Annotated in this window: 11 protein-coding genes and 1 rRNA gene (1 of these 12 cut by a window edge); all 12 read left to right on the top strand. The window is 42.3% G+C overall.

Annotated elements, in window-relative coordinates; translation table 11 throughout:
• The first annotated feature begins 13 nt into the window (after positions 1-13).
• Positions 14-3,547, top strand: coding sequence for a transcription-repair coupling factor (gene mfd / locus CPS94_RS07155; protein ID WP_162626461.1), 3,534 nt, complete (start codon positions 14-16; stop codon positions 3,545-3,547).
• Positions 3,537-5,126: a putative polysaccharide biosynthesis protein gene (locus CPS94_RS07150; RefSeq protein WP_112194319.1), complete on the top strand. Its 1,590-nt coding sequence runs from the start codon at positions 3,537-3,539 to the stop codon at positions 5,124-5,126. The genes mfd and CPS94_RS07150 overlap by 11 nt, the downstream gene beginning before the upstream one ends.
• Complete coding sequence (locus CPS94_RS07145) at positions 5,123-5,392, top strand: RNA-binding S4 domain-containing protein (protein WP_112194321.1); 270 nt, start codon at positions 5,123-5,125, stop codon at positions 5,390-5,392. The genes CPS94_RS07150 and CPS94_RS07145 overlap by 4 nt, the downstream gene beginning before the upstream one ends.
• A gap of 78 nt (positions 5,393-5,470) precedes the next feature.
• On the top strand, positions 5,471-5,878 hold the full coding sequence (locus tag CPS94_RS07140) for an FtsB family cell division protein (protein WP_112194323.1): 408 nt from the start codon (positions 5,471-5,473) through the stop codon (positions 5,876-5,878).
• A gap of 79 nt (positions 5,879-5,957) precedes the next feature.
• Positions 5,958-6,458, top strand: coding sequence for a S1 domain-containing RNA-binding protein (locus CPS94_RS07135; RefSeq protein ID WP_076148998.1), 501 nt, complete (start codon positions 5,958-5,960; stop codon positions 6,456-6,458).
• 59 nt (positions 6,459-6,517) lie between these two features.
• Positions 6,518-7,888, top strand: a complete 1,371-nt coding sequence (gene tilS / locus CPS94_RS07130) for a tRNA lysidine(34) synthetase TilS (RefSeq protein ID WP_112194325.1) — start codon at positions 6,518-6,520, stop codon at positions 7,886-7,888.
• Complete coding sequence (hpt, locus tag CPS94_RS07125) at positions 7,881-8,423, top strand: hypoxanthine phosphoribosyltransferase (protein ID WP_039936205.1); 543 nt, start codon at positions 7,881-7,883, stop codon at positions 8,421-8,423. Before tilS ends, hpt begins: the two co-directional genes overlap by 8 nt.
• 79 nt (positions 8,424-8,502) lie before the next feature.
• Complete coding sequence (gene ftsH, locus CPS94_RS07120; protein WP_112194326.1) at positions 8,503-10,623, top strand: ATP-dependent zinc metalloprotease FtsH; 2,121 nt, start codon at positions 8,503-8,505, stop codon at positions 10,621-10,623.
• A gap of 112 nt (positions 10,624-10,735) precedes the next feature.
• Positions 10,736-11,623 carry an Hsp33 family molecular chaperone HslO gene (gene hslO / locus CPS94_RS07115; protein WP_076148993.1) on the top strand — a complete coding sequence of 296 codons (888 nt, stop codon included), beginning with the start codon at positions 10,736-10,738 and terminating at the stop codon, positions 11,621-11,623.
• 70 nt (positions 11,624-11,693) lie between these two features.
• Positions 11,694-12,689 carry a tRNA dihydrouridine synthase DusB gene (dusB, locus tag CPS94_RS07110; protein WP_112194328.1) on the top strand — a complete coding sequence of 332 codons (996 nt, stop codon included), beginning with the start codon at positions 11,694-11,696 and terminating at the stop codon, positions 12,687-12,689.
• 104 nt (positions 12,690-12,793) lie between these two features.
• Complete coding sequence (gene lysS, locus CPS94_RS07105) at positions 12,794-14,290, top strand: lysine--tRNA ligase (protein WP_112194330.1); 1,497 nt, start codon at positions 12,794-12,796, stop codon at positions 14,288-14,290.
• A gap of 814 nt (positions 14,291-15,104) precedes the next feature.
• Positions 15,105-16,244 (top strand): 16S ribosomal RNA (locus CPS94_RS07100) (it continues 424 nt past the right edge of the window).

Below are 16,244 nucleotides of genomic sequence, written 5' to 3'. Positions count from 1 at the left end.
ATACACCATGAAGATGAAACTAAAGGAAGCTTTTCATAGCCTTCCAGAAGTCAAAGAATGGTCACAAAAAGAAGCAGGACGTCATTTGATCACAGGGCTGACTGGCTCGGCCAAGACGCTTTTTTTAGCTGAGTTGTTCCTAGAAAATGCAGGTCCAAAGTTGATCATATGTGATGACTTGTATCGAGCCCAACAGTTAGCCGATGATCTTGAAAACCTCTTAGATCCAGCTGATGTCTTGTTGTTTCCAGTCGAAGAGATGCTAGCATCAGAAATGGCAACGAGTTCACCTGAATTCAAAGCGCAACGTGTTTTAGCACTGGAAGCTTTAGCCAAGCAGGAAAAAAAGCTGATCGTGACTTCGATGTCAGGGTTACGGCGCTTTTTACCCCCAGTTGAACTTTGGCAAAAGAGTCAGTTAAAGTTGGTCGTTGGCCAAGACTATGAATTAGCAGATCTGGTGCAGTTGTTAGGCCAAATGGGTTATACGCGGCAAAAGCAAGTTGAACGGCCAGGCGACTTTGCACTACGAGGATCGATCTTAGATATTTTTCCTTTAGATATGTCAGATCCGCTTCGGGCCGATTTTTTTGATACTCAGTTAGATTCGTTGCGGACTTTTGATGTGGCCGATCAGCGTAGTTTGAAAAACATTGAACAAGTGCAGATCTTACCAGCGACTGACCTTATTTTTGATAAGGAACGTTTGGAAAAAGCAGCGTCAGCTTTAGATGAAGCTGTTAAAAAAGCCTCTACTAATTTATCTAAAGAAACAAAAGAACAACTGGATAAGAATTTTTCAGCCAAGATCGATGCTTTTTTAAAGGGGGAATTAAGTGCCAAAGATCTGAGCTTAGTCGAATACATCTATCCTGAAAAGCTAAGTTTATTTGATTATTTAGCCACAAATGGTGAAGTGTTTTTTGATGATTACCCTCGTTTACGTGAAAAAGAAAAACAACTAGTTCAAGAAGAGCAAAATTGGATCGTTGAGCAGTTGGAAAAACAGCAATTACTTGCTAATGCTGTTTTGGGACACGAATTGAGTTATTTAGAAAAAAAGCTCAAGCAGCCTAAAACCTTTTTAGCCGCCTTTCCTAAAGGGATGGGCCGGATGCGTTTTGTGCGGCATTTAGATATCAAAGCCCGCATGGTCCAACAATTCTTTGGTCAAATGCCACTGCTAAAAGCTGAAGCACTCCGGTGGAAAGAAAGTGGCCAAACCGTTGTCTTGCTGGTCGGGACTAAGGAACGTCAAGCAAAGCTCCAGCAAACGTTAGCCGATTTTGGGGTCACTTCTTTATTAGGAACAGTCGCTGACATCCAGACTGGGCAAGTGCAGATCGCTTTAGGTCAGTTGAATAGTGGTTTTGAATTGCCTGAATTAAAATTAGTCGTTTTGACCGAACAAGAACTCTTTGCTAAACGTTCGCGCAAACAGCCTAAACGCCAAACGATGAGCAATGCGGAACGTTTGAAGAGCTATACTGACTTGAAGAAAGGCGATTATATCGTTCACGTCAACCATGGGATCGGGCGTTTCATGGGAATGCAAACTTTAGAAGTCGGTGGGAAACACCAAGACTATATGACGATCGTTTATCAAGAGGATGCGCAACTTTTTATCCCAGTTTCCCAGCTCGATCGGATCCAAAAATATGTGTCAGCTGAAGGTAAGACACCAAAGATCAACAAATTAGGTAGTAACAAATGGGCCAAGACCAAGAGCAAAGTTGCCGCTAAGATCGAAGACATTGCCGATGAACTGGTCGAATTGTATGCAAAACGTGAATCTAATAAGGGCCATGCCTTTCCACCAGATGATAGTTATCAACGCGAATTTGAAGCCGCCTTTCCTTTTTCAGAAACACCTGATCAGTTGCGGAGCGCAAAAGAGATCAAAGCCGATATGCAAAAAGAACGCCCGATGGATCGTTTGTTGATCGGGGATGTGGGATATGGTAAGACCGAAGTTGCTTTGCGGGCAGCTTTTAAGGCGATCGAAGACGGAAAACAAGTTGCATTTTTAGCTCCGACGACCGTTTTGGCACAACAGCATTTTGAAACGATGCAAGCGCGCTTTGAAGGTTTTCCAGTCAACATCAGTGTCTTATCACGGTTTAGCACCAAAAAACAAGTCGATGAAACTTTGGCTAAGCTAAAAAGTGGTGAATGCGATGCTGTTGTTGGGACCCATCGTTTGTTGTCTAAAGACGTTAAATTTGCTGATCTAGGCTTGTTGATCATTGATGAAGAACAACGCTTCGGGGTCAAACATAAAGAGCGGTTAAAAGAACTCAAATCAACTGTTGATGTTTTGACACTAACAGCTACTCCGATCCCGCGGACGCTAAATATGTCGATGTTAGGTGTGCGCGATCTCTCAGTGATCGAGACCGCACCGATGAATCGTTATCCGATCCAGACCTATGTGATGGAACAAAATTACGGGGTGATCGTGGATGGGATCAGACGTGAAATGGCACGTGGAGGGCAAGTATTTTTCTTGCACAATCGAGTCGATGATATTGAAAAAAAGGTCAACGAGTTACAGAGCTTAGTGCCCGAAGCTAAGATCGCTTATATCCACGGGCAAATGACGGAGACTCAGTTAGAAGGGATCTTGATGGACTTTATCGCAGGCCAATACGATGTGTTAGTGACGACGACGATCATCGAAACTGGAGTCGACATCCCCAATGCCAATACACTATTTGTGGAAAATGCTGATCGGATGGGCCTAGCTCAACTTTATCAATTACGTGGCCGGGTCGGACGATCGAATCGTGTGGCTTATGCCTATTTTATGTACGAACCTGATAAAGTTTTAACGGAAGTGAGCGAAAAACGCCTTGAAGCGATCAAAGATTTTACCGAATTAGGTTCAGGCTTTAAGATCGCGATGCGTGATCTCTCGATCCGAGGGGCGGGTAACCTATTAGGGAAGCAACAACATGGCTTTATCGATTCGGTCGGCTATGAGCTGTACACGCAGATGTTAAATGAAGCTGTCGCCAAGAAACGTGGTCTTAAGCCTAAGTTGCACACTGATTGTCAGATCGATCTGTCATTAGAAGCTTATCTACCCCAAAGTTACATCGAAGATCCACGCCAAAAGATCGAGCTTTATAAGCGGATCCACCAATTGGAAAATAAAGAACAATATGAAGAGATCAAAGAAGACCTCATTGATCGTTTCGGTGAATATCCAGTTGAAGTAGCTAATTTACTAGAAATTGGGTTGTTGAAATTATATGCTGATCATGCATTGTTAGCTAATATCACCCAAACTAGTGCGTATAAGCTCACCTTGGATCTTGCGCCTGTAGGGGTGAAAAAATTCAATGCACCGATGATGCTCAAAGCCTTGGATGCAGCTGGCTTAGATGCGACCTTTGAAACGACCGCCAAAAAGACTGCTATCAAGTTGACCTTGCAACCAGCACAGCGCGCAGAACTTTTGGCTAAGTTACAAAAATTATGTTTTAATTTAATGGCTGAGATCAACAACATACCACAGATCGAGGAGACTGTAGATGAAAAATGAACAAGTCAAAAAGACGATGAAAGGGGCTTTGATCCTTTCGATCGCATCTTTGATCGCTAAGATCTTAAGTGCGGTCTATCGGATCCCCTTTGAAAATATTGTTGGTAATACTGGTTTTTATGTCTATCAGCAGGTCTATCCGATCTATGGGATCGGCGTTGCTTTTGCCTTGACCGGTTTTCCAGTTTACATTTCTAAATTAGTTGCCGAACAACGCGATGAAGCGACCAAGTTGCGCTTAGTTCAACAGATATTTTTGATCTTGTGTGTTTTTTCGGGTGCGATTTTTGTCGGATTGCGGGTATTTGCTCCATTTATTGCACTTTTGATGGGAGATCCACAGCTGGTAGTTTTGATCAAAAGTGTGGCTTGGATGTTTTTGTTCATGCCAATTTTGGCAGTCGGGCGAGGATATTATCAAGGGACGTTTGATATGCTTCCAACTGCTATTTCACAGGTGACTGAGCAATTCATGCGAGTCGGGATGATCATCTTAGCGGCATGGGCTTTTACGCTTTTTGACTGGTCCTTATATCAGATGGGAGCCGTTGCGATGTTGGCCTCTAGTGCGGGAGCAGTAGTTGCCTGTTTGAGTTTTATCAAATTTTATGCTAAAAAGTTTTTCAAAAAAACTTCGGCGCCTAAATTCAGTTATCTGTATCTGATTGAAAAACTCTTTAGCGATGGCTTGATCATCTGTTTGTTTGCTTCAACGATGGTCTTGTTGCAGTTGATCGACTCTTTTACGCTTGTCCGTGGCTTACTGCACAACGGGATCCCCTTAGCTGTAGCTAAGGATCTAAAAGGTATCTATGATCGCGCGCAACCATTGCTACAGTTAGGTATGGTCCTTGCGATCGGTTTTTCTTCAACGCTTTTGCCGACATTGAGTCAAGCGTTGCAAAAGCGTAAATACGCCGAATTTCGGCGGATCGCGCAAGTTATGTTGCGTGTCAGTGCGGCGATCTCGGTAGCCGCTTGCTTTGGGATGGTCGTTTTGATGCCACAGATCAACACTTTGTTATTTGGAGATGCTAATTTGAGTGCTGAATTGGCAGTTTATGTAGTCAGCGTGATCTTTATCACTTTGATCGGAACTTATAATTCGATCTTGCAAAGTTTGAATCAATTTTTGATCACGGTGGTCGGTCTGCTGGGAGCTTTAGTTCTAAAATTTATACTAAATATCTGGTTGGTCGGACGGATAAATATCATGGGGGCCAGTGTTGCGACCGTCCTTAGCTTGATCTTTGCGCTAGTCTTTATCCTGCTGTTTAGCCCTGAGATCGTCAAGGGGCTGTTCAACGAAGGACATTTTTGGCTCAAATTAGGCTTAGCGATCACAGTGATGTTTTTCAGTGTACGGATATTTACTATGAGCTATATGCATTTTATCGGAAATGAGCGGAGCGATACGCTCGTCATGTCACTTGGAGGGGCCTTTTTAGGTACATTGGTCTTTTTAGGGTGTGCCTTAGCGTTTAAATTATTTAGTGTTCGCGAATGGCTCATGTTACCAGGGGGCAAAAAGATCTTGAAAGTTTGGCAAAAAATTATCAGAAAAGAGGGAATCTTATGAGGTTAGATAAATATTTAAAAGTTTCACGTGTGATCAAACGGCGCAGTGTGGCAAAACAGATCGCTGACCAAGGCCGGATCACGATCAATGACAAAATTGCTAAATCCGCTAGTGATGTTGTAAAAGGTGATACTTTAGTGATCAATTTTGGAAATAAAACGTTGACTTTGAAAGTTTTGGAATTAAAGGATACGACCAAAAAAGATGAGGCTAAAGGCATGTACGAGATCATCAGTGAAGAATACAAGGAAGATTTTAGGCTCTAAATTGAATCTTTATCACCAAGTTTGTTATAATCTTCGTAAATATGTAACGGTTTTGGATGATTTGGTGAGGTCTAACTGATGAAAGAAGATAAGCAAAAGATCAAAGTCATGGATAATGATTTTTATCGGGAAAAAACAGCTGCTAAAAAGCGTATGGTCGCCAAAAATCGGCGTTATCTGCAACACAAAGTTATAATGCGTTTATTTGCCGTGATCGCAGTGGTCGTGACCGTTGGGTGTTTAGTTCAAGTCGGACGTAACTTGTGGCAAGCACATACGGTCAAGCAACAGACGACAACGGCTCAAAAGAAGCTTGATAAGGTAAAAAAAGACAATGCTAGCTTGAAACTGCGGGTAAAGCAGTTAAATGACGATGAATATTTAGAGAAGCTGATCCGTGAGAAATATTATTATTCTCGTGACAATGAAACGATCTACAATTTGCCCGATGATAAGGCAAAAAGTGTCTTAAATTCAGAAAAATAAATTTTTTTGGTTAAACTACTAGTATCATGATATACTTAGGTGTGTTTTATTAGAACTTTCTAGGAGGAAAAAATTTTTTATGTCAATTGAAGTCGGAGAAAAAGTCAACGGCAAAGTATCAGGGATCACTAATTTTGGTGCTTTTGTGGATCTAGGGGATAAAAAAACTGGCTTGGTGCATATCAGTGAAGTTTCAAATAATTTTGTCAAGGATATCCATGATGTGTTGACAGTAGGGGATAAAGTAACAGTCAAAGTGCTTTCGGTCGGTGAAGATGGCAAGATCAGTTTGTCGATCAGAAAAGCAAGCGACAATGTTCAAAAAGATTTTGGGAAAAATACCAAAGAAGAGCGCAACCAACGTGAAGGCGACTTCCGGAACAATGGTAAGGGAAATGATCACAAAAATAACAGTAATGCGGGTAAGGGTCGTTCCTTTGCACCTCGCAAAACTGAAAACAAAAAGAAAGACTTCGACTCTTTATTGGCTGGTTTCTTAAAAGAAAGCGATGAACGCTTGACCTCTTTGAAACGAAATACGGAAGGTAAGCGCGGTGGCCGTGGTGGACGCCGTAGCTAATATATAAAAGGACTGTGGCATTTTGTCACGGTCCTTTAGTTCTTTAAGGGAGACATTTTATGCAAGCAATAAAACAGCAGTTTGACCTACAGTGGCAAAATTTAAAGCTCGCAGCTAAAGAAAAGGTCTTAGTGGCGGTCTCGACTGGGGCGGATTCGATGGCATTGTTGTGGCTGTTAGCACATTTGCCAGTAGCAATACGTCCGCAGATCAATGTGGCGTATGTCGATCATCAATTACGCGACCAAAGTAAGACTGAGACAGAATTTATTCAGCGATATTGCCAAGAAAAAGGGTATCCGCTTTTTACCAAGACTTGGGCTGTAGCTGACCATCCCCAAACAGGGTTGGAAGAAAAAGCCCGCAAAATGCGGTATGGATTTTTTGAAACAGTACTAAAAAAACAACAGATCAAGTACTTATTGACGGCACATCACAGTGATGATCAAGCTGAGACCTTTTTGATGAAGTTATTGCGTGGGGGCGACTTAGCGCAGTTGACGGGGATCAAGCGCAGACGTAAATTTGGAGCTCATGCTGAGTTGCTGCGTCCTTTGTTGGGCTTTACCAAAGCTCAATTGTTACATCTGGTCCAAGAACAAAACATCACTTATTTTGAAGATGAGACTAATGAACAAGATGATTACTTGAGAAATCGCTTGCGACATCACGTTATCCCGCAATTAAAGCAAGAAAATCCACAATTTTTAGCGCATGTGGAGAATTATGCTGCGCAGTTAAGTGAAGTTCTTACTTTAGCCAATGAAACGAGTAAAGAAAAATTAGCTAAATTACAGCAACATGATGGTAGTTATACCTTAGAACAGTGGCAAGCGTTGACTTTGCCATGGCAAAATCAGCTTTTACGCCAACTTTTTCGGCAACATAAGTTAGAATTATCGGAAAAAAAAGTAGCTCAAGCCAACCGTTTGCTAAATAACACCACTAAGCCACAAGGACAACTCGATCTGGGACAAGGATATTTTTTGCTCAAAGAATACCATCATTTCTGGCTCGCTGATCATCCTTTGAAGAGCGAAAATTTAAATTTTCAGCAATATCTATCATTAGGCGAGTGGCAATGGATCTCTAATACAGAAAAGGTCGGGCTCTTTTTTTCAAATGCCTACTGCCCAAGACCAGGTGATGAGATCTTAGCTGTGTCTGAAGATGAGGCACCATTTCTTTTGCGTCATCGGCGACCAGGTGATCGCATGAAAACTAAGATCGGGACCCAAAAAGTAAAACAGATCTTGATCGATCGAAAAATAGCGAAAACTAAACGTGAGCGTCTGTGGTTAGTTGCAGCCAAGGATGGAAACATTTTATGGATCGTTAAAGTGAAAAAAACTGATTTGTCACCACGGCTCGTAAATGCTAAAATTCATTACATAATAGTTTTGCGAAGAGAGGTAAAAGATGATGAATAACGACATCAAAGAAATTTTATACAGCAAAGAAGATATTCAAGCAGTTGCCCAAAAATTAGGGGCTCAGATCACCGCCGACATGAAAGATAAAAATCCGCTTGTGATCTGCGTTTTAAAGGGTGCGATCTTATTTATGGCCGATATCGTGCGTGAGATCGACACATACTGTGAACTTGATTTTATGGATGTATCTAGCTATGGTGATGCAACTGAATCATCCGGTGAAGTTAAGATCATCAAGGACTTAGACGTTTCGGTCAAAGATCGTCATATTTTGATCGTCGAAGATATCATCGATACCGGTCGCACTTTGGAACGGTTAGTGGAATTGCTCAAGCACAGAAAGGCAGCTTCAGTTAAGATCTGTACTTTATTAGATAAACCTGAGCGTCGGGTGAAATCGGTCGTGCCAGATTATGTTGGTTTTGAAGTGCCAAATGAATTCGTGGTCGGCTATGGTCTAGACTATATCGGACATTACCGTAACTTGCCTTACGTAGGTATTTTGAAACCAGAAGTTTACGAGAACAATTAATAGTCAATATTAGTCAAATATGATATTATTGGTTCGATAGCTTTAAAATTTATGAAATTTACCTAAAAGGAGGAACTCCATGAATAATAACAAAAATGGACTAGTAAAGAATAGTCTATTTTACATTGTGATCTTCCTTGGCATTATGGGTGCGCTCTATTACTTTGTTGGTAATCGTGGCGGCGCTCAATCACAACAGATTCAATCAAGCCAATTCATTACCGAATTGAAGAAAAACAATGTCAAAGAATTTACAATGCAACCAGCAGGTAGTACCTACCGCATCACAGGTACCTACAAAAAACCAGCTAATGTGGAAAAGACTGGTGGTCTAACCGGTATTGCGGGTACCTCTACTAAAGTGTCGACCTTTACGACCAATGTGTTGACCAATGATACCTTAGTTAAGCAGATCGAAAGCTATGCTACTAAGAATAAAGTCAAATATGGCGCTAAAGAGGAGGAATCCAGCAGTATCTGGGTCCAACTCTTGATCTATGTCTTGCCCCTTGTCTTCTTTATCTTCTTCTTTTACATGATGATGGGACAAGCTGGCCAAGGCGGTGGCAATGGTCGTGGGGTGATGAGCTTTGGTAAGTCTAAAGCTAAGCCAGTTGAAAAGAAGAACAACAAAGTTCGCTTCTCTGATGTAGCTGGGGCCGAAGAAGAAAAGCAAGAATTAGTCGAAGTAGTTGAATTCTTGCGTGATCCACGTAAATTCCTTTCTTTGGGTGCACGGATCCCATCAGGTGTGTTACTCGAAGGACCTCCCGGAACTGGTAAGACTTTGTTAGCCAAAGCGGTCGCAGGTGAAGCAGGAGTACCATTCTTCTCGATCTCTGGTTCTGACTTTGTGGAAATGTTTGTCGGTGTCGGGGCTAGTCGTGTGCGTGATCTGTTTGAAAACGCCAAGAAGAGTGCACCAGCCATTATCTTTATCGATGAGATCGATGCTGTCGGTCGTCGTCGTGGTAATGGTATGGGGGGCGGTCACGATGAACGTGAACAAACCTTGAACCAATTGTTAGTTGAAATGGATGGTTTCGAAGGTGATGAAGGTGTCATCGTGATGGCTGCTACGAACCGTTCTGATGTTTTGGACCCAGCCTTGCTTCGTCCAGGACGTTTTGACCGTAAGATCTTAGTTGGGCGCCCTGATGTTAAGGGTCGTGAAGCGATCTTAAAAGTGCATGCTAAGAACAAGCCACTTGCAAAAGATGTTGATCTTAAGATGATCGCTAAGCAAACACCGGGCTTTGTTGGGGCTGATCTTGAAAACTTGCTCAACGAAGCTGCTTTATTGGCTGCGCGGCGTAACAAAAAAGCGATCGATGCCTCAGATATCGATGAAGCTGAAGATCGCGTGATCGCAGGTCCAGCCAAACGTGATCGCGTCATCAGCAAGAAAGAACGCGAGACCGTGGCCTATCACGAAGCTGGGCATACGATCGTTGGTCTGGTCTTAAACGATGCCCGGGTCGTTCACAAAGTTACGATCGTTCCACGTGGGCGTGCCGGTGGTTATGCAATCATGTTACCAAAAGAAGATCAAATGTTGCTTTCTAAAAAAGACATGCAAGAACAAATTGCGGGCTTGATGGGGGGACGTGCTGCGGAAGAGCTTATCTTTGGACAACAATCCTCAGGGGCTTCCAATGACTTCCAACAAGCAACGCAATTGGCACGAGCAATGGTGACCGAATACGGGATGAGCGATCAATTAGGTCCTGTCCAATATGAAGGTCAAAGTGGCATGTTTGCTGGCGATGCAGTTCCAGGTCAAGCACCTTTCTCGATCAACACAGCTAATGCGATCGATGAAGAAGTCAAACGCTTGTCTGAAGAAGGGATGGCTTTGGCTAAGAAGATCATCGAAGAGCATAAAGAACAGCATGCAGTCATCGCAAAAGCCTTGCTTGAATACGAGACTCTCGATGAAAAGCAAATTTTGAGCTTGTATAAGACAGGCAAGATGCCTGCACAAAATGAAGATGAGTTCCCAAGTGAAAAAGCAACAGCCACAACTTTTGAAGAATCAAAAGAAGCTTTGGAACGTAAGGAAGCTGCTAAACGTGAAAGTAAAGTAGCTGATGAAACAACATCTTTCCCAAGTGAAAAAGCTATAACTGCTGATAAAAATAAAACCACAGTCTTCTATCCAAAAAAGGATAAAAAAGACACAGACTCGGATAAAGATTAGTCTTTGAGCGAGTGGTGGAATAAATTTTAAATAGGAGGAAGTAAGTTGGCCTATGTGCCGCCCGCTTGCTTCCTCCTTGTTTATTAAAAATATAAAGGAATAGGTGAATTAAATGTCTGATTATTTAGTTAAAAGTTTAGCCTATGATGGGCAATTACGTGCGTATGCGGTCGATGCGACCAAAACGGTTCGTCAAGCACAAGAATATCACGATACTTGGAGTGCGGCTTCGGCAGCTTTAGGCCGCACCTTAGTTGCAACTTTACTGTTATCGGAAGCTTCATTAAAGGGTGAAGGCAAGATGACAGTGAAAATCAATGGGGATGGACCATTGGGAGCGATCGTCGTTGATGGTAACGCTAACGGGACTGTGAAAGGCTATGTCCAACACCCTCATATCCATTTACCATTGAATGATAAGCACAAGATCGATGTTAAAGGTGCAGTCGGAACGACAGGTTTCCTATCAGTTACTAAAGATCTTGGCTTAAAAGAACCATTTACTGGACAAGTACCGCTTGTTTCGGGTGAATTAGGTGAAGATTTCACGTATTACTTGGCTAAGTCCGAACAGATCCCATCAGCCGTTGGATTGTCAGTTTTTGTCAATGATGATAATACTATCCAAACAGCTGGAGGCTTTTTGATCCAAGTTATGCCAGGAGCAACGGATGAAGTTTTGACTAAACTAGAAGAACGTTTAAAAGATCTACCGCTAGTTTCGGAAATGATGCGTGAAGGCTTGACTCCAGAAGATATTTTAGTCAAATTATTTGATGAAGAAAATGTTGAGATCTTGGATAAAAAACCAGTAGCGTATGAATGTGATTGTTCCAAAGATCGTTTTGCAAAAGCAATGGCAAGTCTACCTGAAGCTGATATTGAAGAGATGATCAAAGAAGATCATGGCGCAACTGCTTTATGTCATTTTTGCAATCGAAAATACCATTTTTCCGAAGCTGAATTGCGTGAGATCGTAAAAAATGCAAAAGAAAAGTAGTCGTTTAAATAAAAGTGTGCTATTATCTACAAACGAAGTAAAGAATGATTTTATGAGGTGAAATTGATCCATGGAATGGAAAATTGGAGATATCACGATCCCAAACCAAGTTGTGGTAGCCCCAATGGCTGGGGTGACCAATGTGGCCTTTCGGATGATCTGTAAGGAATTTGGTGCAGGTATGGTCGTATGTGAAATGATCTCGGATAAAGGGATCCATTTCCGCAACAAAAAGACACTTGAGATGCTATTTGTCGATCCAAGTGAACATCCAGCAAGTGTGCAGATCTTTGGGGGAAGCAAGGAAACTTTAGTCGAAGCCGCCCAATTTGTGGCTGAAAACACCAATACTGACATTATTGACATCAATATGGGCTGTCCTGTGCCTAAGGTCACTAAGACCGATGCTGGGGCAAGATGGTTGCTTGACCCTGATAAAGTATATGAGATGGTCAAAGCAGTTTCGTCAGCAGTTGAAAAACCAGTTACCGTAAAAATGCGGACTGGTTGGGATGAGGACCATATTCTGGCAGTCGAAAATGCGTTGGCTGCCCAAGAAGCTGGGGCTAGTGCGTTAGCGATGCATGGTCGGACAAGAAAACAACTTTACTCAGGACATGCCGATTGGGAGTTACTGCATGAAGTAGCTAACAAGTTGACAAAGATCCCCTTTATCGGTAATGGGGATGTCCGCACGCCTCAAGATGCTAAGACGATGTTAGATGAAGTTGGAGCTGATGCCGTGATGATCGGGCGGGCAGCTTTAGGTAACCCATGGATCGTTAAGCAAACGACACATTACCTAGAGACTGGTGAATTATTAGAAGAACCAAAGCCAGCTGAAAAGATCGCAGTTGCTAAAGAGCATTTGCATCGTTTAGTTGAAGCTAAAGGTGAAGTCGTGGGGCCAAAAGAGTTTAGATCACAAGCAGCTTACTATCTTAAAGGGATCCCACGTTCAGCAAGGACTAAAGCTGCTTTGAATTCGGCTGATACAGAACAAGAAATGCAAGCGATCTTTGATAATTTCTTGACTGACATGATCGCTCGACCAATTCGGCGTTAATTATGACATTTGAGTATGCTATAATTAAAAAATAGTAAAGATGAAACGTGTTCGAAAAGGCACCCCCCTTTTCTCACACTCTAAAGAAAGGCGAGGATTTTAAAATGGGTAACCAACAAAACATGAATGACCAATTGCGTGTACGTCGTGAAAAGATGCAAGAATTGCGCGCAGAAGGTATCGATCCCTTTGGTCATCGGTTTGAACGTGATTCAATGAACCAAGACTTGCATGATAAGTATGGTGAAATGGATAAAGATGAATTAAATGGCTTGGAGATCACAGCGACGATCGCTGGACGGATGGTAGCTAAGCGTGGTAAAGGTAAGGTAGGTTTTGCTGATCTACAAGACCGCACTGGCAGAATGCAACTTTATATCCGTAAAGATGAAGTGGGTGAAGATATGTATCATATCTTCAAACGCTCAGATCTGGGTGATTTCTTAGGGATCAAGGGTCACGTTATCAAGACTGATATGGGTGAATTGACGATCAAAGTGACAGAATTGACCTTCTTATCCAAAGCTTTGCGTCCGTTACCAGACAAGTGGCATGGTCTGCAAGATGTAGAACAGATCTATCGTCAACGTTACTTGGATCTGATCTCTAACAAAGAAAGTTACGATCGTTTTGTAAACCGTAGCCGGATCATTTCGGCTATTCGTCGTTATTTAGACGGCGAAGGCTTCTTGGAAGTGGAAACACCAGTGTTACATACACAAGCTGGTGGTGCTGCTGCACGTCCATTTATCACTCACCACAATGCTTTAGATATCGAATTATATCTTCGGATCGCACTAGAATTGCACTTGAAGCGTTTGATCGTTGGTGGGATGGAACGTGTGTATGAGATCGGTCGTGTCTTTAGAAATGAAGGGATCGATACCCGTCATAACCCAGAATTTACAATGCTTGAATCTTATGCGGCATACTTTGATTTTGAAGACGTTATGGATGAAACAGAAGGTATCTTCAAAGCAGCTGCTTCAGTAGTGTCAAATAACAACATCGTGAATTATCAAGGTAAAGATGTTGATTTTGATAAGCCGTTTAAACGCGTGCACATGGTCGATATCATCAAAGAATATACAGGTGTTGATTTCTGGGAAGAAATGACTTTAGAACAAGCTCGGGCTTTAGCAGCTGAACATGGTGTTCACTATGAACAATACTGGAAAGTCGGCCATATCATCAATGAATTCTTCGAACAATTCTGTGAAGATAAGATCGTTGACCCAACATTTGTTTACGGTCATCCAGTTGAGATCTCACCGCTAGCTAAGAAGAACGTTAAAGATCCACGTTTCACTGATCGTTTTGAATTGTTTATTTTAGGTAGCGAATATGCGAATGCCTTTACCGAATTAAACGATCCGATCGATCAACGTGAACGTTTTGAAGCACAAGTGGAAGAACGTCAAGCTGGTAACGATGAAGCTGAAGGTATCGATGAAGACTATATCGAAGCTATGGAATATGGTATGCCTCCTACAGGTGGTCTAGGTATCGGGATCGATCGTTTAGTGATGTTGTTGACAGATGCGCCTTCGATCCGTGATGTCTTGTTGTTCCCAACGATGCGTCCGATCGAAAATAACTAAAAATAAGATATTTAATGCTGTGGCTATATAGTCGCAGCATTTTTTGTTGTGCGTAAAAAAGAAAATATTTATGTTCAGCGAATAGCGCTTGGGTGGTCAAAAAATATTTTATATGACGATCGGGTAGACTATCTCAGAGAACAACGGGATATATGGATAAATAGTAATAGCGAGCCTGTTTAGATATTTTTTGTTTTACTGGGGGATTTGAGAAAAAGTTAGCCCTTACTTGGGGAGAGTATTTTGAAAGTTTTGGTGGTAATTTATGCGCCGCTAACTGCACCTCTTTTTTGAACAACAAGATCATGCTGTTACTAAAAAAATGACGTGGAGCAGCTACCTAGTTGATCTTATAATGATGAAAGTAATGATGGTTGAAGGTGCAAAAGAATTTTTATAGAAAATCAAAAAAAGTCCTTGACGCTTAAATGTATTCCTTGCTATACTATAAAAGTTGCTGATGCAGAGCAGTTAAAAAATATAATTTAAAAATTATGTTGACATTAACTTGTGATACGTGATATTATATAAAAGCTGATTTGTTACAGCAGAAAAAATAAGGTAAAAAATTGTTGACATCATTCAATGGTTTTTGTTAAAATTATCAAGTCGTCAAAAAACGACTGAGATAAAAATGTTGACATGAAATTATCAATATGTTAAAATATTGATGTTGATTCTATCAACCGAGTAGATCTTTGAAAACTGAACAAAGTTTCGATAAGCAAATGTGCAGGGTCTCTTATCTAAGTGATAAGAGCAATAAACATTTTGCGAAGTCAATTCGCTAGTAAAAATAAAGAGTCACAAACTTTAAATTGAGAGTTTGATCCTGGCTCAGGATGAACGCTGGCGGCGTGCCTAATACATGCAAGTCGAACGAAACTTCTTTATCACCGAGTGCTTGCACTCACCGATAAAGAGTTGAGTGGCGAACGGGTGAGTAACACGTGGGCAACCTGCCCAAAAGAGGGGGATAACACTTGGAAACAGGTGCTAATACCGCATAACCATAGTTACCGCATGGTAACTATGTAAAAGGTGGCTATGCTACCGCTTTTGGATGGGCCCGCGGCGCATTAGCTAGTTGGTGGGGTAAAGGCTTACCAAGGCAATGATGCGTAGCCGAACTGAGAGGTTGATCGGCCACATTGGGACTGAGACACGGCCCAAACTCCTACGGGAGGCAGCAGTAGGGAATCTTCCACAATGGGCGAAAGCCTGATGGAGCAACGCCGCGTGGGTGAAGAAGGTCTTCGGATCGTAAAACCCTGTTGTTAGAGAAGAAAGTGCGTGAGAGTAACTGTTCACGTTTCGACGGTATCTAACCAGAAAGCCACGGCTAACTACGTGCCAGCAGCCGCGGTAATACGTAGGTGGCAAGCGTTATCCGGATTTATTGGGCGTAAAGGGAACGCAGGCGGTCTTTTAAGTCTGATGTGAAAGCCTTCGGCTTAACCGGAGTAGTGCATTGGAAACTGGGAGACTTGAGTGCAGAAGAGGAGAGTGGAACTCCATGTGTAGCGGTGAAATGCGTAGATATATGGAAGAACACCAGTGGCGAAAGCGGCTCTCTGGTCTGTAACTGACGCTGAGGTTCGAAAGCGTGGGTAGCAAACAGGATTAGATACCCTGGTAGTCCACGCCGTAAACGATGAATGCTAAGTGTTGGAGGGTTTCCGCCCTTCAGTGCTGCAGCTAACGCAATAAGCATTCCGCCTGGGGAGTACGACCGCAAGGTTGAAACTCAAAGGAATTGACGGGGGCCCGCACAAGCGGTGGAGCATGTGGTTTAATTCGAAGCAACGCGAAGAACCTTACCAGGTCTTGACATCTTTTGCCAATCCTAGAGATAGGACTTTCCCTTCGGGGACAAAATGACAGGTGGTGCATGGTTGTCGTCAGCTCGTGTCGTGAGATGTTGGGTTAAGTCCCGCAACGAGCGCAACCCTTA

The organism is Ligilactobacillus murinus (genome assembly GCF_003288115.1).
GTDB classification, from domain to species: Bacteria; Bacillota; Bacilli; order Lactobacillales; family Lactobacillaceae; genus Ligilactobacillus; species Ligilactobacillus murinus.
This window is presented reverse-complemented; position numbering and strand designations above follow the sequence as displayed.